Annotated in this window: 16 protein-coding genes; 1 reads left to right on the top strand and 15 read right to left on the bottom strand. The window is 64.0% G+C overall.

The genetic code is table 11. The annotated features are described in order from the left end of the window. Positions 1 to 15 precede the first annotated feature (15 nt). The 14 genes from HGO92_RS11405 to HGO92_RS11340 form a co-directional block, all read right to left on the bottom strand. Complete coding sequence (locus HGO92_RS11405) at positions 16 to 402, bottom strand: RNA polymerase-binding protein RbpA (protein WP_169994818.1); 387 nt, start codon at positions 400 to 402, stop codon at positions 16 to 18. A gap of 67 nt (positions 403 to 469) precedes the next feature. Then, the gene (gene secG, locus HGO92_RS11400; protein WP_074702459.1) at positions 470 to 721 is read right to left on the bottom strand and encodes a preprotein translocase subunit SecG; all 252 of its coding nucleotides are present in this window, start codon (positions 719 to 721) and stop codon (positions 470 to 472) included. Positions 722 to 735: 14 nt separating this feature from the next. Continuing rightward, the gene (gene tpiA / locus HGO92_RS11395; protein WP_169994816.1) at positions 736 to 1,551 is read right to left on the bottom strand and encodes a triose-phosphate isomerase; all 816 of its coding nucleotides are present in this window, start codon (positions 1,549 to 1,551) and stop codon (positions 736 to 738) included. Between the two features lie 92 nt (positions 1,552 to 1,643). Beyond that, positions 1,644 to 2,882 (bottom strand): phosphoglycerate kinase, encoded by a 1,239-nt coding sequence (locus tag HGO92_RS11390; RefSeq protein WP_169994814.1) that lies wholly within the window; start codon positions 2,880 to 2,882, stop codon positions 1,644 to 1,646. A gap of 24 nt (positions 2,883 to 2,906) precedes the next feature. Beyond that, positions 2,907 to 3,917, bottom strand: coding sequence for a type I glyceraldehyde-3-phosphate dehydrogenase (gene gap, locus HGO92_RS11385; RefSeq protein WP_169994812.1), 1,011 nt, complete (start codon positions 3,915 to 3,917; stop codon positions 2,907 to 2,909). Positions 3,918 to 4,122: 205 nt separating this feature from the next. Then, positions 4,123 to 4,752 (bottom strand): Fe-Mn family superoxide dismutase, encoded by a 630-nt coding sequence (locus HGO92_RS11380; RefSeq protein ID WP_169994810.1) that lies wholly within the window; start codon positions 4,750 to 4,752, stop codon positions 4,123 to 4,125. A 142-nt stretch (positions 4,753 to 4,894) separates the two neighbouring features. Beyond that, positions 4,895 to 5,875 (bottom strand): DNA-binding protein WhiA, encoded by a 981-nt coding sequence (gene whiA / locus HGO92_RS11375; protein ID WP_074702464.1) that lies wholly within the window; start codon positions 5,873 to 5,875, stop codon positions 4,895 to 4,897. A 22-nt stretch (positions 5,876 to 5,897) separates the two neighbouring features. Continuing rightward, positions 5,898 to 6,932, bottom strand: coding sequence for a uridine diphosphate-N-acetylglucosamine-binding protein YvcK (locus tag HGO92_RS11370; RefSeq protein WP_169994809.1), 1,035 nt, complete (start codon positions 6,930 to 6,932; stop codon positions 5,898 to 5,900). Then, on the bottom strand, positions 6,932 to 7,831 hold the full coding sequence (rapZ, locus tag HGO92_RS11365; protein WP_074702466.1) for an RNase adapter RapZ: 900 nt from the start codon (positions 7,829 to 7,831) through the stop codon (positions 6,932 to 6,934). Before rapZ ends, HGO92_RS11370 begins: the two co-directional genes overlap by 1 nt. Positions 7,832 to 7,887: 56 nt before the next feature. Then, on the bottom strand, positions 7,888 to 9,930 hold the full coding sequence (gene uvrC, locus HGO92_RS11360; protein ID WP_169994807.1) for an excinuclease ABC subunit UvrC: 2,043 nt from the start codon (positions 9,928 to 9,930) through the stop codon (positions 7,888 to 7,890). Continuing rightward, on the bottom strand, positions 9,930 to 10,598 hold the full coding sequence (locus tag HGO92_RS11355) for a lysophospholipid acyltransferase family protein (RefSeq protein ID WP_169994805.1): 669 nt from the start codon (positions 10,596 to 10,598) through the stop codon (positions 9,930 to 9,932). The genes uvrC and HGO92_RS11355 overlap by 1 nt, the downstream gene beginning before the upstream one ends. Before the next feature lie 4 nt (positions 10,599 to 10,602). Continuing rightward, on the bottom strand, positions 10,603 to 11,307 hold the full coding sequence (locus HGO92_RS11350; RefSeq protein ID WP_346768925.1) for an HAD hydrolase-like protein: 705 nt from the start codon (positions 11,305 to 11,307) through the stop codon (positions 10,603 to 10,605). Between the two features lie 72 nt (positions 11,308 to 11,379). After that, on the bottom strand, positions 11,380 to 14,283 hold the full coding sequence (uvrA, locus tag HGO92_RS11345; RefSeq protein WP_169994803.1) for an excinuclease ABC subunit UvrA: 2,904 nt from the start codon (positions 14,281 to 14,283) through the stop codon (positions 11,380 to 11,382). A gap of 133 nt (positions 14,284 to 14,416) precedes the next feature. After that, positions 14,417 to 14,788, bottom strand: coding sequence for a GntR family transcriptional regulator (locus HGO92_RS11340; protein WP_169994801.1), 372 nt, complete (start codon positions 14,786 to 14,788; stop codon positions 14,417 to 14,419). A gap of 139 nt (positions 14,789 to 14,927) precedes the next feature. Between HGO92_RS11340 and HGO92_RS11335 the strand changes: the two genes are divergently transcribed. Further along, positions 14,928 to 15,566, top strand: coding sequence for an MBL fold metallo-hydrolase (locus HGO92_RS11335; protein WP_169994799.1), 639 nt, complete (start codon positions 14,928 to 14,930; stop codon positions 15,564 to 15,566). Here HGO92_RS11335 and HGO92_RS11330 read toward each other — a convergent pair whose 3' ends face one another. Further along, entirely contained in the window at positions 15,567 to 16,340 is a 774-nt protein-coding gene (locus HGO92_RS11330; protein ID WP_169994797.1) for a trans-aconitate 2-methyltransferase, read from the bottom strand. It lies immediately after the preceding gene. Positions 16,341 to 16,346 lie beyond the last annotated feature (6 nt).

Below are 16,346 nucleotides of genomic sequence, written 5' to 3'. Positions count from 1 at the left end.
CTATGGCCAGCATGACTAGCTCGGTGCGGTCCGGTGCCGCCGCAGTTCCATCAACGCGCGATCCAAGGCCTCAGCCGCCTCCGCCGGTGTACGGCGTTCCTTGACATAGTCGAGATGGCTTTTAAAAGGTTCTTCGCCGTTGCGTTGAACCAACAGTCCGCGTTCGCGCCCTGCTGTCTGCCCGCATTTGGGACAGTCCCAGGATTGGGGAATCTCCGCTTCGGTCAGGTCGGCAAAAACGGGGACGGTCTCGTGTCCCCGGGGACACCAGTAACGAACGGGTACTTTACGGACGAGATTGAGCGAGCGTCCGGAGTTGGCCTGCCATCCGGCGAGCCCTGCGCCTGTGACTGAGCCGACCCGGACTGCCCGCAGCCCATGCGAGGGGTGCATGACGTTCATCTCCGGTCGATTGAGTAGATCTGGAACCAGTCTACGACCGGCCGGAGACAAACGGGAGAAAAGTTCCTTATGCCTCGGCGCCGAAACGCATGATCAGCCCGAGGGCAACAATGACGGCGCCCCAAGTAAGGCCGAGAATAACGGTGAACCGGTTGAGGTTCTTCTCGGCGACACCAGAAGAACCCAGGGACGTGGTCATTCCGCCACCAAACATGTCGGACATGCCGCCGCCGCGGCCTTTATGCAGCAGAATCAGCAGGGTTAGCAACAGACTGGTGATGCCCAGCAGGATTTGCAACGTGATCTTAAGAGCGTCCACAGTCGCCTTTCGAGTTAGTCCGTCACCAAGTGGTGTTCGAACCTGACAATATTAGCAAATTCGGCGGCGTCCAAGCTGGCGCCGCCCACGAGCAGGCCGTCGACGTCCCGTTCCTTCAGGATCGAGGCGGCATTGGCAGCCTTGACCGAGCCACCGTACAGCAACCGAACACGGGCGGCCGTAGCGTCGTCGTACAACTTGGCGATCTCGGCGCGGATCGCGGCGCACATTTCCTGGGCGTCCTGCGGCCCGGCAACCTCCCCGGTTCCGATCGCCCATACGGGTTCGTAGGCAATGACAAGCCGGGCCACATCGTCTGCGGCAAGCCCGGCCACATCCGCGCGCACCTGCTCCAGGGTGTGGGCTACGTGGTTGCCGGCCTGACGCACCTCGAGGCCCTCACCGACGCAGAGCACCGGCACCAGCGAATGGCGGTAGGCGGCCTTCACCTTGGCGTTGAGCAGCTCATCGGACTCGCCATGGATGGTGCGCCGCTCGGAGTGGCCCACCAGCACGTAGCTGCAGCCCAGCTTGGCGAGGAACTGTCCGGAAATGTCCCCGGTGTAGGCACCGGAGTCGAACTGGGAAAGGTCCTGGCCGCCATAACCGATCTTGAGATCATCGCCACGGACCAGCGTCTGGGTGCCGCGCAGATCGGTGAAGGGAGGGAAGACCGCCACTTCCGTCCGGCCGTAGTCGTGCCGGGCGTCGCTGAGCGTCCACGCCAGTTTCTGCAGCAGGGTGATGCCTTGGACGTGGTCCATGTTCATCTTCCAGTTGCCGGCGATCAGCGGTGTGCGGTCAAACTTGCCGTTGGTCGAGGTCGTCACAAGGGTCTCCAGTCATATCGATTCAGTGCAGCGTGGGGCCGTGCAGGCGGTTCCCACGCTGCACAGGTGCAGGTAGTTGGTGCGGTGCGCGCCTAGCGGTCCAGTGCGGTGAGTCCGGGCAGCGCCTTGCCCTCGAGATACTCCAGGCTGGCCCCGCCGCCGGTGGAGATATGGCCGAAAGCGTCGTCGTCGAAGCCCAGGCTCCGCACTGCCGACGCCGAGTCTCCGCCGCCGACAACGGTGAATCCGTCGCTGCCGGTCAGCGCCTTGGCCACGGTCCGGGTGCCGTGGGCGAAGGCGTCGAATTCGAAGACACCCATCGGCCCGTTCCAGAACACAGTGTTGGCTGAGTGGATTTGCTGGGCGAAGGCCTCGGCCGAATCGGGGCCGATGTCCAGGCCGATGCCGCTGGCGCCGAACCGCGATGCCTCCATCTCGTCGGCCCGGACGACTTCGTGTGCCGCGTCGGCGGCGAACTTCTCGGCCACGACGATATCCGTCGGCAAGATGAAGTTGCAGCCGGTCTCCTTGGCCTTGGCCAGGTAGCCGCGCACGGTGTCCAGCTGGTCTTCCTCCAGCAGGCTCGCGCCGACCTTGTACCCCTGTGCCGCGAGGAAGGTGAACACCATGCCGCCGCCGACCAGGATATTGTCCGCCCGGCGCAGGAGGTTCTCGATCACGGCCAGCTTGTCCGAGACTTTGGAACCGCCCAGGACGACGACGTACGGCCGCTGCGGCGCGTCTGTCAGACGCGTGAGGACCTCGAGTTCGGTACGGACCAGATCGCCCTGGAAGGCGGGCAGTTTGGCGGCGATGTCGAAGACGCTTGCATGCTTGCGGTGCACCGCCCCGAAGGCATCATCCACGTAGGCGCCGTTACCGTCGGTCAGGGCAGCGAGCTCTGCGGCAAACGCCTGCCGCTGCGCGTCGTCCTTGCTCGTTTCCCGCGCATCGAAACGGAGGTTCTGCAGCACCAGCACCTCTCCGTCCTGCAGGTCCGCTGCCAGCGACTTCGCGCTCTCGCCCACGGTATCTTCGGCAAACTTGACGGTGAACGGGGCAAGCTCTTTCAAACGTACGACGGCGGGGCGCAGCGAGTACCGCTCCTCCGGCTCACCCTTGGGACGGCCCAGGTGGGCCATCACGATGACACGCGCCCCTGCTTCGGCCAGCTTCTGCAGGACGGGCAGCGATGCGCGGATCCGTCCATCGTCGGCGACGGCGAGGGAAGCCCCTTCGCCTTCCAGCGGAACGTTCAGATCCGAGCGGACCAGGACGTGGCGTCCGCGGACGCCTTCGGCGAGCAATTCATCAAGAGCGCGTGCAGTCATACCTACCCTTAGCGGTTAGCGAAGTCAGCTGAGTTTGGAAGCGACCAGTTCGGTCAAGTCCACCAGGCGGTTGGAGTAGCCCCATTCGTTGTCGTACCAAGCGACTACTTTGACCTGATTACCAATAACCTTAGTCAGTCCGGAGTCGAAGATCGAAGATGCCGGGTCTGTGACGATATCGGACGACACCAGCGGATCCTCCGAATAGGTCAGGATACCGGCCAACCGTTCCTGGCCCGCGGCCGCCTTGTAAGCCGCATTAACCTCCTCGGCAGTGACTTCCCTGGACACGGTGGCGGTCAGGTCCGTCGCCGAGCCGGTAGGTACCGGAACGCGGATTGCGTAGCCGTCCAGTTTGCCCTTGAGCTCCGGCAGGACCAGTCCGATGGCCTTCGCGGCTCCGGTGGAGGTGGGAACCACGTTAATTGCCGCGGCGCGGGCACGGCGGAGATCGCGGTGCGGGCCGTCCTGGAGATTCTGGTCCGCCGTGTAGGCGTGGATGGTGGTCATCAGGCCACGCTCGATGCCGAATGCCTCATGCAGGACCATGGCGAGCGGACCAAGGCAATTGGTTGTACAGGAGGCATTGGAGATGATGTGGTGCGATCCGGCGTCGTAATCCTTCTCGTTGACGCCCAGCACCACGGTGAAATCAGCGCCGGAGGCCGGGGCAGAAACGATGACCTTCTTGGCGCCGGCATCGATATGTTTCTTGGCGTCCTCGGCCTTTGTGAAGAACCCGGTGGACTCGATCACGATGTCCACGCCGAGGTCTTTCCACGGCAGTTGGGCGGGGTCCTTCTCCCCCAGCACCTTGACTATTTGTCCGGCCACGACCAGATCACCATTTTTGAGTTCAATGCTTTCGGACAGACGTCCCATGACGCTGTCGTACTTGAGCAAATGGGCCAGGGTCTTGGCGTCTGTCAGATCATTGACTGCCGCGATTTCCAGATCGGCGCCCTGAGCCAGCGCAGCCCGGAAAAAATTGCGGCCGATACGTCCGAAACCGTTGATTCCAACACGAGTTGTCACAGTTCTAGCTCCTTGATAGGCGGTAGCCGGATTTGTGCGCCGGCCCTTCCTCGGGACCCTTTGCTGGTCCTTGACGTGCCGCTGGCCTCCCTTTCCTCTCAGGGTACGGAAAAGTCCGGAAGGCAGCCGTCCCGATGCCTAACACCGTGACGGGCCTCCCGGACTTCATCTTACGCAGTTCGGACCGCGTGAGAAGCGTTCCCCGCTACTTTCCGAGGGTCACCAGGGACGAAGCTCCCTTGCGGGCGGCTTCCAGGCGTTGTGCCACGTCTGCCCAGTTCACGATATTCCAGAAAGCCTTGACGTAGTCGGCCTTGACGTTGACGTAGTCCAGGTAGAACGCGTGCTCCCACATGTCCAGCATCAGCAGCGGAATGGTGCCGACCGGGACGTTGCCCTGCTGATCGTAGAGCTGCTCGATGATGATGTTGCCGCCCAGCGGCTCGTAGGCCAGCACGGCCCAGCCGGATCCCTGCAGGCTCAGCGCCGCGGCATTGAAGTGGCCGCGGAACGCGTCGAAGGAACCGAAGGCGTCGTCCAGCGCCGCGGCCAGCTCGCCCTCGGGCTTGTCGCCGCCTTCCGGCGACAGGTTGTTCCAGAAGATGGAGTGGTTGGTGTGGCCGCCCAGGTGGAAGGCCAGGTCCTTGGAGAGCTTCGGGATGTTGCCGAACTCGCCCTTCTCACGGGCCTCGGCAAGCTGCTCCAGCGCGGTGTTGGCGCCGGCAACGTAGGCAGCGTGGTGCTTGCTGTGGTGCAGCTCCATGATGCGGGCGGAGATATGCGGCTCCAGCGCTGCGTAGTCGTAGTTGAGTTCGGGCAGTACGTACTTGCTCACGAATATCCTCCGTTTAGTTCGGCGGCCGGCATGCGGCCGTGATCGGATTGATCATCCGGGCAGCGGACCCGCCCGGAAAATTATCTTGTTCCCAAAGCCTCCCCGGGCCAACGCCCGGACAACCCCATCCTAAGCACACGTCCTACTCATCGAACATCTCCGGAGTCACATTCGCATCCGTCCCCGGAATGCCCATGTCCGAAGCGCGCTTGTCTGCCATCGCTAGCAGGCGCCGGATGCGCCCGGCGATGGCGTCCTTGGTCATGGGCGGATCGGCCAGGCGGCCAAGCTCATCCAGGCTGGCCTGCTTGTGGGCCACGCGCAGCTCGCCGGCATACCTGAGATGCTCGGGAACATCGTCACCAAGAATCTCGAGCGCACGGTCCACCCGTGCGCCAGCGGCGACAGCGGCCTGGGCCGAACGGCGAAGGTTGGCGTCATCAAAGTTTGCCAGCCGGTTGGCCGTAGCACGCACCTCTTTGCGCATCCGCCGTTCTTCCCAGACCATGAGTGCATCGTGGGCCCCCATGCGGGTCAGCAGGGCGGCAATGGTGTCCCCGTCCCGGATAACCACCCGGTCCACACCCCGAACCTCCCGCGCCTTGGCGGTGATATCGATGCGGCGGGCGGCGCCGACCAAGGCCAATGCGGCCTCCGGACCGGGACAGGTCACTTCGAGGGAGGAGGAACGGCCCGGTTCGGTGAGTGATCCGTGTGCCAGGAACGCTCCGCGCCAAACCGCCTCGGCGTCGGCTGCGGAGCCATTGACCACTACCGAAGGCAGTCCGCGGACCGGACGTCCGCGGGCATCGAGCAGCCCCGTCTGGCGGGCCAGCGATTCCCCGTCCCGTACGACACGGACCACGTAGCGGTTGCCGCGGCGCAACCCGCCGCCGGAGACGACGATGATTTCGCTGCCGTGACCGTAAACCTCGGCAATGGCGGCGCGCAAACGCCGTGCTGTGGAGGCAAGGTCAACTTCGGCCTCAATCACTATCCGGCCGGAGATGATGTGAAGCCCGCCCGCAAAGCGAAGCATTGTCGAGACTTCGGCCTTCCGCACCTGGGACTTCTTGATGTCAAGGCGTGAAAGTTCATCCTTGACTGCTGCAGTCAGCGCCATGCACCCTGTCCTAACTTATGTCTTACTGTCCCGCGAAAATGTCATGGTAGGCCGTTGCGAGCCTTAACGGGTCATGTACGGCATGACCGCCGGGAGTTCCCACTCTACCCAAGACCACGCGCGCTCCGAGCCCGGCGGCTGCCGCCTCGAACCTTGCGTGGTCCCCGATGGTGTCCGGATCTGCGAGCACAACGTCGAACTTCAGCCCCGGCGCGTACCGCTGCACCACGGACAGATGGTCCGCTGCGGTCATCCCGGACGTTTCCTTAGTATCCATGGCAAGATTCATGGTCAGAACCCGCCGTGCGCTGGTCCGGCACAAGGCGTCCCGCAGTTGCGGGAGCATCAAATGCGGCAGTACCGAGGTGTACCAGGAGCCCGGACCGAGGATCACCCAATCAGCCGCCGCAATGGCTTGAAGGGCCTCGGTGCAGGCCGGCGCATCGTCCGGTATCAGCCGTACATCGTTGACATGCGTATTCCGGCCGGCTTCCGCAAGCCGGGACTGGCCTGAAATCGTAACGTTGCGCAGGCGGCCGCCGGGTTCCTCCGTCAGCACGTCGCCTTCGATGGTCAGCGGAACAGTTGACATCGGCAGCACTTGGCCGCGTGCCCCCAGCAGTGCTCCGGCCCACTGCAGGCCAGCAACCGGATCCCCCAGCAGTTCCCACAGCGTGACGATCAGCAGGTTGCCGACCGCGTGGTTGTCCAGGCTGCCTTCAACGTTGTCCAGGGATTTGAACCGGTGCTGCATCACGTCCCGCCACGTCTGCCCCCATTCGGTGTCGTCGCACAACGAGGCAAGCGCCATCCGCAGGTCGCCGGGCGGGAGGACACCCAGCTCACGTCTAAGACGGCCGGAGGACCCGCCGTCGTCCGCCACCGTCACCACTGCTGTCAGTTCCGTGGTCAGCAGCCGCAGGGCAGCCAGCGACGCCGACAGTCCGTGGCCGCCGCCCAGTGCCACTACGGCCGGCGGATTTTGTCCACGGACGCTTCCCGGCCGGTCCGTCTGCGGCAGCGGTACGCGCGGAAGCGGTCCCGTCAAAAGGGCCACTATTCGCGCCCCAGATCCCGATGCTGCACCGCAACTTTTACGCGCGGCAACTGGGCGAGCCGCTTGGCCAGCTCTACGGCCACGGCGACGGAGCGGTGTTTGCCTCCGGTGCAGCCGACGGCAATCGTCGCGTAGTGCTTGTTCTCGCGGCGGTAGCCTTCGAGCACCGGTTCGAGCGCATCAACGTAACGCTTGATGAATTCCTCGGCCCCGGATTCCTGCAGCACAAATTCGCTGACCTGCCGTTCCAACCCCGTGTGCGGCCGGAGCTCGGGAATCCAGTGCGGATTGGGGATGAAACGTGCGTCCGCCACAAAGTTCGCGTCCACCGGAAGGCCGTACTTGAAGCCAAAGCTCATCACGTTCAACCGCAGTACGATCGGGCCGGAGTCGGAAAAGAGCTCGGTGATGTTGGTGGCCAGGGCGTGGACATTCATGTCGGTCGTGTCCAGGACCAGGTCGGAGGCGTCCTTGAGCCGGGCCAGGAGCTCGCGTTCTGCGGTGATGCCGTCCGAAATCCGGCCGTCACCCTGCAGCGGATGCGGGCGCCGGCCTTGTTCGAAACGGCGGACCAGCACGTTGTCCGCGGCATCCAGGAAGATAACCCGGTAATTGATGCCGCTGGATTTCAGCCCGTTGAGCGATTCCCGGATGTCGCGGAACAGGTTTTGGCTGCGGACATCAACAACGACGGCGAGCCGCGGCATCGATTCGGGCATGCGGGAGACAAGCTCGGCCAGCGTGCCGAGCATTTGCGGCGGGAGGTTGTCCACGACATACCAGCCGTGGTCTTCGAGCGCGTGCGCGGCGGTGGTACGGCCTGCGCCCGACATACCCGTGACCACCAGCAGTTCGGATTCCACCGGTTTGATCGGCGTGAAATCCTCTTCGTCTGACATTGAGCCGTCCTGTTCTTAGGTTTGTCCCGCGGCCTTGCACGGGTTTCCTAGCCTAGCTAAGATTCGATGATTTCGCCGGTCGCCATGTTGACCGCCGGTGGCTCAGAGGCAGTTTCCGCCGCCGGATCGAGCTGCCGTTTGATGGACGCGGCCAGGGCGGGACCCACGCCCGGTACCGACTGGAGTTCCTCGGTGCTTGCGGCCTTGAGCTTCTTGGCCGAGCCGAAGTGCTTGAGCAACGCCTTGCGCTTGGCCGGCCCCAGCCCCTGGATCCCGTCCAGTACCGACACGGTCATCGACTTTCCGCGCTTCTGGCGGTGGTAGTTAATCGCGAAGCGGTGTGCTTCGTCCCGGATCCGCTGGAGCAGATACAGGCCGTGCGATGCACGGGGCAGGATGACCGGGAAGTCGTCGTCCGGAAGCCAGACTTCTTCCAGCCTTTTGGCCAGTCCGACCACGAAGACATCGGTGATCCCCAGATCGGCCAGGGCGCGGGAGGCGGCCGACACCTGCGGCGGCCCGCCGTCGACCACAACGAGGTTGGGCGGATAGGCGAACTTGGTGCGCGGCGCCGGCGTCGTCGTATCCGTCAATACACCGTCCCCGGCGGGGACGCCGTTGGTGTCGATGACGTCGGCCGCCGGGGGCGCTTTCGTGCCGCCCGCCGCCGGAGCTGCCTCGGGTTCGGGGACCGCCGTCTTGTCCGCCAGATAGTTGCGGAACCGGCGGCTGATGACGTCATACATCGCGGAGGTGTCGTCCCGCGCGGCATCGCCGGTAATAGAGAACCGCCGGTAGTCAGACTTCTTGGGCAGACCGTCCTCAACGACCACCATGGAGGCCACGACGTTGGTGCCCTGGACATGCGAAATGTCATAGCACTCTATGCGCAGCAGGGCCACAGGCAGGTCGAGCGCCTCCTGCAACTCCTGCAGCGCGGCGGAGCGGGTGGTCAGATCCCCGGCGCGGCGGCTCTTGTGCAGCGCCAGCGCCTGGGTCGCGTTCTCCTGCACTGTGCCGAGCAGCGCGGCCTTGTCGCCGCGCTGGGGCACCCGCAGTTCGACCTTGCTGCCGCGCAAACCGCGCAACCATTCCTCCAGCTCGGGCCTGTTTTCCGGCTCGACGGGCAGCAGCACCTGCTTGGGGATCCTGTCGGGCCCTTCGCCGTCGCCGTAGACCTGCTGCAGCAGGTGCTCGGTCAGGTCCGCCGGGGAGGCATCCTCGACCTTTTCGACGACCCAGCCGCGCTGGCCCCGGATCCGCCCGCCGCGGACGTGGAAAACCTGGACCGCCGCCTCAAGCTCGTCTTCGGCCAGGGCGAAAATATCCGCGTCCGTGTCCTCGCTGAGCACCACCGCATTACGTTCGAAGACGCGCCTAAGGGCAGCGATGTCGTCCCGGTACCGTGCCGCCGCTTCGTAGTCGAGCTCGGCAACGGCGGCGTTCATCTTCTGTTCCAGCGCACGGATGAAACGGTCGGCTTCGCCGCCCATGAAAGCGCAGAACTCGGCGGCGAGGGCCTTGTGGTCTTCAGGGGAAATCCGTCCGACACACGGTGCGGAGCACTTGTCGATGTAGCCGAGCAGGCACGGCCGGCCGGTCCGCTGGGCACGGTTGAAGACGCCAACACTGCAGGTGCGGACCGGGAAGACGCGCAGCAGGGTGTCGACCGTTTCCCTGATCGCCTTGGCCGGGTAGAAGGGGCCGAAGTACTTTGTGCCCTTTCGCCGGTCCCCGCGCATGACCTGCACGCGCGGGAACTTCTCCGCCATGGTGACAGCCAGGTAGGGGTAGGACTTATCGTCCCGGAACATGATGTTGAACCGGGGCGTGAACTCTTTGATCCAGGTGTACTCGAGCTGGATGGCCTCCAGTTCGCTGCCCACCACGGTCCATTCCACCGACGCAGCGGTATGCACCATTGCCCGGGTGCGCGGCATGAGTCCGTCGGGATTTGCGAAGTAGCTGTTGAGACGGGACCGGAGGTTCTTGGCCTTACCCACATAGATGACGCGCTTGTTGTCGTCCCGGAACCTGTACACTCCGGGCTGGGTAGGGATCTCCCCCGGCTTCGGCCGGTAAGACGAGGGCAGTGCCATTACTGTGCCTGTTTGGATTGGTTGTAGGTGCCGGCCCGTTCCTGCCCGCTCAGTTCGGCAATGGCGTCCATGATCTTATCCGTGGCGGCACGGCGGGCAGGCAGGGAGTGCCCCGTGCCCGTCTTGTCGAAATACAGCGGAGCGCCGATCTTCAGGGTGAAATGCTGCGGTTTGATCATCTTCTTGTCCGCTGGCTGGAGCCTGTCGGTTCCGATCAGTCCCACCGGCACCACGGGAGCGCCGGTGGTCAGCGCAAGCCAGCCAACGCCTGTTCTTCCACGGTACAACAGACCGTCGCGGGAACGGGTGCCTTCGGGATAGATGCCGAACGCCTCTTTCCGCTCAAGAATTTCCACCGCTGTCTGCAGCGCCGCCACGCTGGCAGCCTGTTCCCCGCGTTCCACCGGAACGGAACCGACGCTGTTGAAGAACCAGCGCATCGCGGCTCCTTTCGGTCCTTTCGCGGTGAAGTACTCGGCCTTGGCAAAGAACGCCACCTTGCGCGGCATCAGTGCTTGGACGATGATGCTGTCGAAAAACGACTGGTGGTTCGGGGCGACGATAACGGGGCCCTCCGGCGGGAAGTTTTCCAGCCCGTCAACCGTGGGCCGGCAGGTTCCGGAGATCACGGAACGGAATGCAGCACGGGTGCCTTCGAAAAATTCCATTCCCTTACCTCTCCTTTCCTTGTGTGGCGGCCGCTAGCTGCAGTGCCAGTTCCTCCGCTAGTTCCTGGGTATTGACGACGACGGCGGCGGCACCGGCGGCTTCCAGCTCACCGTCGGCCGCAAATCCCCAGCCGACACCGATGGCCGGGATCCCGTGGTGGACGGCGGCGGTGATGTCGTAGTGCCGGTCCCCCACCATCACGACGCTGCCGTAGGCCCCGGCGTACCGCCGCAAAGCCTCCTCCAGAATCGGGATTTTGCCTGCATCGGCTGCGGCGCTGCTGCCGGGATCGTCAAAGCCAGCGCCATGGACACTCTCGAAATAGGCGGTCAATCCCTGTACACGCAGTAGTTCGTCGGCGATCGGAGTGGGCTTCTGCGTAGCCACGGCCAGGATTGTGCCTTCGGTCTTCAACTGCTGCAGCAGCCCTTCCATTCCGGGATAAACATGGCTGGCTGCCATTCCGGAGACGCGGTACTCGGTCCGGTAGAGCCTAATGACTTCAGCCAGATCGCTCTCCGAAACACCGGCCTTCTCCCGCAGCGACAGCCCCAGCGGCGGACCGACCATGGAGTCGAGGACATCCTGCTGCGGGACCGGCAGGCCGGCTAGCTGCAGGGCTCGGCTGATACCCCCGGTGATGGCCCCCGCGGGATCCACCAGAGTCCCGTCAAGGTCAAAAAGAACCAGCGCCGGCAAAGAAGTCACCTAGGCATTTTTCCATACCTTGAACGTTATGCGTTACACGCATTCCGCCCGAGGTATATACCGCAGCTCCAATCAGGCCGATTCGAGTACCTCCGCGAGGTACCGTCCGGTGTGGCTGACCTCCGCCTTCGCCACCTGTTCAGGCGTGCCGGTTGCAATAATCCGGCCACCGCCGGAACCTCCGTCCGGCCCAAGATCCACTACCCAGTCGGCACTCTTGATGACGTCCAGGTTGTGTTCGATGGTGATGACGGTGTTGCCCTTGTCCACCAATGACTGGAGTACCAGCAACAGCTTGCGGATGTCCTCGAAGTGCAACCCGGTGGTGGGTTCGTCGAGGACGTAGATGCTGCGGCCGTTGCTGCGCTTCTGCAGTTCGCTGGCGAGTTTGACCCGCTGCGCTTCGCCGCCGGAGAGGGTAGTAGCGGGCTGGCCGAGCCGGACGTATCCCAAGCCGACGTCCACCAAGGTATTCAAGTGGCGGGCAATCGGGGTGAAAGCCGCGAAGAATTCCGCACCTTCCTCGATCGGCATGTCCAGCACATCCGCAATGGTCTTGCCCTTGTAATGGACTTCAAGCGTTTCGCGGTTGTAGCGGGCGCCGTGGCAGACCTCGCACGGCACATAGACGTCCGGCAGGAAGTTCATCTCGATCTTCAGGGTGCCGTCGCCGCTGCATGCTTCACAGCGTCCGCCCTTGACGTTGAACGAAAACCGTCCCGGCTGGTAGCCGCGCACCTTGGCTTCGTTGGTTTCGGCAAAGAGTTTGCGGATATTGTCGAAGACACCTGTGTAGGTAGCCGCATTGGACCGCGGCGTGCGGCCGATCGGGCTCTGGTCGACGTGGATGACCTTGTCCAGATGCTCAAGTCCCTCGACCCGCGTATGCCGGCCGGCGACCTGCTTGGCCCGGTTGAGTTTGTTGGCCAGTACCTTGTACAGGATGTCATTGACGAGGGTGGACTTTCCGGAGCCACTCACGCCGGTGACGGCGGTGAAGACGCCAAGCGGGAAGACTGCGTCGATGCCCTGCAGGTTGTTTTCCCGCGCAGCGACCACCTTAAGCTGCCGCTTCTTGTCGATCTTGCGGCGTTTGGCGGGAACGTCGATACGGCGCCTACCGGCGAGGTAATCACCGGTAATGGACTGCTCATTGTCCAGCAGTTCCTTGAGCGAACCGGAATGGACTATTTGGCCTCCGTGTTCGCCCGCACCTGGACCGACGTCCACAATCCAGTCGGCTTCGCTGATGGTGTCTTCGTCGTGCTCGACCACGATCAGCGTGTTGCCCAGGTCGCGCAGGCGGGTCAGCGTTTCGATCAGCCGGCGGTTGTCCCGCTGGTGCAGTCCGATGGACGGCTCGTCCAGAACGTAGAGCACGCCGACCAAGCCGGAACCGATCTGCGTGGCCAGCCGGATACGCTGGGCTTCACCGCCCGAGAGGGTTCCGGCAGCACGTTCGAGGTTCAGGTAGGAGAGGCCTACGTCCAGCAGGAAGCGGAGCCTGGCCTGGATCTCGATGAGAACCTGCTGGGCGATTTGCGCCTCGCGCGACGTCAGCTCCAGCGAATTCAGAAAGTCGCGGCATTCCTGCAGCGGCATCGCGGATACTTCGGCGATGGACCTGCCGTTGATGAGCACCGACAGGGATGCAGGGTTCAGCCGCGCGCCCTTGCACTCGGGACAGGGGATCTCCCGCATGTACTGTTCGTAGCGGTCCCGCGCATTGTCGGACTCGGTTTCCAGATGTTTGCGGTGGATGTACTGCACCGCGCCTTCGAAACCGGTGCTGTACTTGCGTTCGCGGCCAAAGCGGTTGCGGTACTGGACCACCACCTTGTGGTCCTTGCCGTAGAGCACGGCCTTGCGCGCATCCTTGGACAGCTCATTGAACGGAACGTCCATGGAGAATCCGAGTTCGTGGGACAGGCCTTCAAGCAGCCGGTTCCAGTACTGCTGCGTTGCAGTGCCCAGGGACCAGGGTGCGATCGCGCCATCGCCGAGGCTGAGCTCCGGGTCCGGAACAACCAGGTCTTCGTCCACTTCGAGCTTGCTGCCGATGCCGGTACAGACCGGGCAGGCACCGAACGGATTGTTGAACGAGAAGGACCGCGGCTCGACTTCATCAATGGCCAACGGGTGCTCATTCGGACAGGCGAGGTGCTCCGAGAAGGCGCGCGTGCGTCCCGGCTCGCTTTCATCCAGGTCCACAAAATCTGCCAGCACACGGCCCTCGGCCAGGCCCAGCCCGGTCTCGATTGAGTCAGTCAGCCGCTGCTGGATGCCGTCCTTGACCACCAGCCGGTCGATGACCACTTCGATAGTGTGCTTGAACTGCTTGCCGAGCTTGGGCGGCTCCGACAGCTGAACCAGCTTGCCGTCCACCTTGGCGCGGGAATAGCCCTTGGCGGAAAGTTCTTTGAACAGGTCCACGAACTCGCCCTTGCGCCCGCGGACTACCGGGGCCAGGATCTGGAACCGGGTACCGCTCTCAAGCTCCAGCAGCTGATCCACAATCTGCTGCGGAGTCTGACGTGCCACCGGCTGGCCGCAAACCGGGCAGTGCGGCCGGCCGACGCGGGCCCAGAGCAGGCGCATGTAGTCGTAGATCTCGGTAATCGTTCCCACCGTGGAACGGGGGTTCTTGCTCGACGATTTCTGGTCGATGGAAACTGCCGGGGACAGGCCTTCAATGAAGTCGACATCCGGCTTGTCCACCTGGCCCAGAAACATGCGCGCATAGGCGGACAACGACTCGACATAGCGGCGCTGCCCCTCGGCGAAGATCGTGTCGAAGGCCAGGGAGGACTTGCCGGAACCGGAGAGCCCGGTGAATACGATCATGGAATCCCGGGGCAGGTCCAGGTCGACATTGCGCAGGTTGTGCTCCCGCGCGCCCTTCACGACCAGCCGGGATAGGTCCGTCCGGGCATCCTCGTGGGATCCGGGTCCAGTTGATTCACTCGCTTTTAGCACGGTTTCCACTCTAATCGAAAGTCCGTTCGAAAATGTATTGCGTTGGGCACATCGGTGCGCACACGGACGATACTTGTCCGCGTTCCGTCAATGGTGACCGGATTTTTTCCTCTGGCCCGGTCGGTCCTAAAGATCAGCGTTCCAGGGCCGCCTTGACCGCGGCTAGTGCTGTCTTCACCGTGACGCCCTGTGCCCGGGCCGTCTCGGCGAAGCTGGTGGCGGCCTCGGCCAGCAGCCGCGAGGACTCATTCCCGCCGGCGCTGATCACGGTGCCAGCCCGGCCTCCGGTTGTCACCCGGCCGGCCGTCTCCAGTTCCCGGTAGGCGCGGGCGACCGTGTTAGGCACAATTCCGAGATGGTCGGCCAGCCGCCGCACCGGCGGCAGCTTGGTTCCGATAGCCAGCTCTCCGCCATCGGACGCCTCGATGATGCGCAGTCGCAGCTGCTCGAACAGCGGCACCGAGCTCTGCTTGTCCAGCCGCCAGTCGAATTGGTCAGCTTCCATGTACCGGTGCCTGCCCTTCTGCAAATGTCCGTGCCCGGACCAATCGAATTTACGCCAATTCCCTGACGGGCGACAAGGACTTTCACTCTGGGCGCAGACACGGCCCGGGCAGCATCCGGCCTGTGATTAGACTGGGCGCATGTGGGAACTTGATGACATCACCATCCGTTCGGCGTCCGTCAGCGAGATGGACAACAACGTCTACCTGATCACGGCCAAGGACACCGGCACGCAGGTGCTCATCGACGCCGCCGACGATCTGCCCGCCATCGAAAAGCTGCTGGCCGAAGGGGCGCAGGACAGTCCGGCTCCCGCTAAAGTGGCAATGATCATCACTACGCACAGTCATTGGGATCATGTGCGCGCCCTTGCCGAGACAGTGAAACTCACCGGCGCCCGCACCGCGGCCGGAACCGAAGACATCGCGCAGATCGAGGTTCCCACCGCCGTCGCACTCGATCACGGGGACATCGCGGAATTCGACGGGTTCGCGCTGGAGACCATCAAACTGCGCGGCCACACCCCGGGCTCGGTGGCTCTCCTATACCGCAACGCGCACGGGCCCTCGCACCTGTTTACCGGGGACTCGCTGTTCCCGGGAGGCGTTGGCAACACGCAGCAGGACCCGCAGCGCTTCGCCTCGCTGATTGACGACGTCGAACGCCGCCTTTTCGACTACCTGCCGGACGACACTGCGGTCCACCCGGGCCACGGCAAGGGCACTACGCTCGGCGCCGAACGGCCGCACCTGGCCGAATGGCGCGAGCGGGGCTGGTAGTCAGCGCTTGCGTGCAACGCAGAAGATCCGCCGGAAGGGGAAGACCGTTCCGTGTGGGCCGGCCGGATATGCATGCCGCAGCGCTTCGGCATATTCCGTCTCGAACTCGGAGGCCTCCCGGGACTCCAGGGCGGCCAGCACCGGGCGTAATCCCGTCCCCCGGACCCACTCCAGCACCGGATCGGGCCCCTGCAAGACGTGGAGGTACGTCGTCTCCCAAGCATCGGCGTCGAATCCCGCCTCCAGCAGCAGCGCGAGGTAATCTGCGGGCTCGCTGACGGCATCTTCGTGTCGGAGTACGCCATCGAGCCGGGCCCGCCACCTGCTCGAGGCGGCCTGCCGGCGCATCAGCGTATGCGACGGAGCCGAGAAGTTGCCGGGAACCTGGAACGCCAGCCACGCGCCGGAGCTCAGCGCTGCCGCCCACACACGGAGCAGGTCCTCGTGCCCCGGGAGCCACTGGAGGGCGGCGTTCGAGACGAGCACGTCCAAGTCCTCCGGCGGGGTCCAGGCCGCGATGTCGCCGACTTCAAAATCCAGGTTCTGCGGTTGTGAAGCGGCAGCGGCTGCGGCGATCATGGCGGCGGACGAATCCAGCCCCGTGACCCGCGCCCGGGGCCAACGGTCTGCAAGCGCCGCGGTCAGGCTGCCCGGACCGCAGCCCAGGTCCACCACCCGGCGCGGCTCGTCAGCGGCGATCCTGCCGGTCAGGTCAAAGAAGGGGCGGCTGCGGTAATCGGCGAACTCGGCGTACTTGGACGGATCCCATTTCATGTCCCC

It is taken from the genome of Crystallibacter degradans, from assembly GCF_012952295.1.
Taxonomy (GTDB): domain Bacteria; phylum Actinomycetota; class Actinomycetes; order Actinomycetales; family Micrococcaceae; genus Crystallibacter; species Crystallibacter degradans.
Note: the sequence above shows the minus strand (reverse complement) of the source record. Positions and strands in the feature narration are given on the sequence as shown.

Excerpts from the sequence above, each read along its gene's own strand:
- HGO92_RS11405 (WP_169994818.1), bottom strand. The coding sequence starts at position 402 with ATGAACGTCATGCACCCCTCGCATGGGCTGCGGGCAGTCCGGGTCGGC.
- HGO92_RS11390 (WP_169994814.1), bottom strand. The coding sequence starts at position 2,882 with ATGACTGCACGCGCTCTTGATGAATTGCTCGCCGAAGGCGTCCGCGGA.
- whiA (WP_074702464.1), bottom strand. The coding sequence starts at position 5,875 with ATGGCGCTGACTGCAGCAGTCAAGGATGAACTTTCACGCCTTGACATC.
- rapZ (WP_074702466.1), bottom strand. The coding sequence starts at position 7,831 with ATGTCAGACGAAGAGGATTTCACGCCGATCAAACCGGTGGAATCCGAA.
- uvrC (WP_169994807.1), bottom strand. The coding sequence starts at position 9,930 with ATGGCACTGCCCTCGTCTTACCGGCCGAAGCCGGGGGAGATCCCTACC.
- HGO92_RS11355 (WP_169994805.1), bottom strand. The coding sequence starts at position 10,598 with ATGGAATTTTTCGAAGGCACCCGTGCTGCATTCCGTTCCGTGATCTCC.
- HGO92_RS11340 (WP_169994801.1), bottom strand. The coding sequence starts at position 14,788 with ATGGAAGCTGACCAATTCGACTGGCGGCTGGACAAGCAGAGCTCGGTG.
- HGO92_RS11335 (WP_169994799.1), top strand. The coding sequence starts at position 14,928 with ATGTGGGAACTTGATGACATCACCATCCGTTCGGCGTCCGTCAGCGAG.
- HGO92_RS11330 (WP_169994797.1), bottom strand. The coding sequence starts at position 16,340 with ATGAAATGGGATCCGTCCAAGTACGCCGAGTTCGCCGATTACCGCAGC.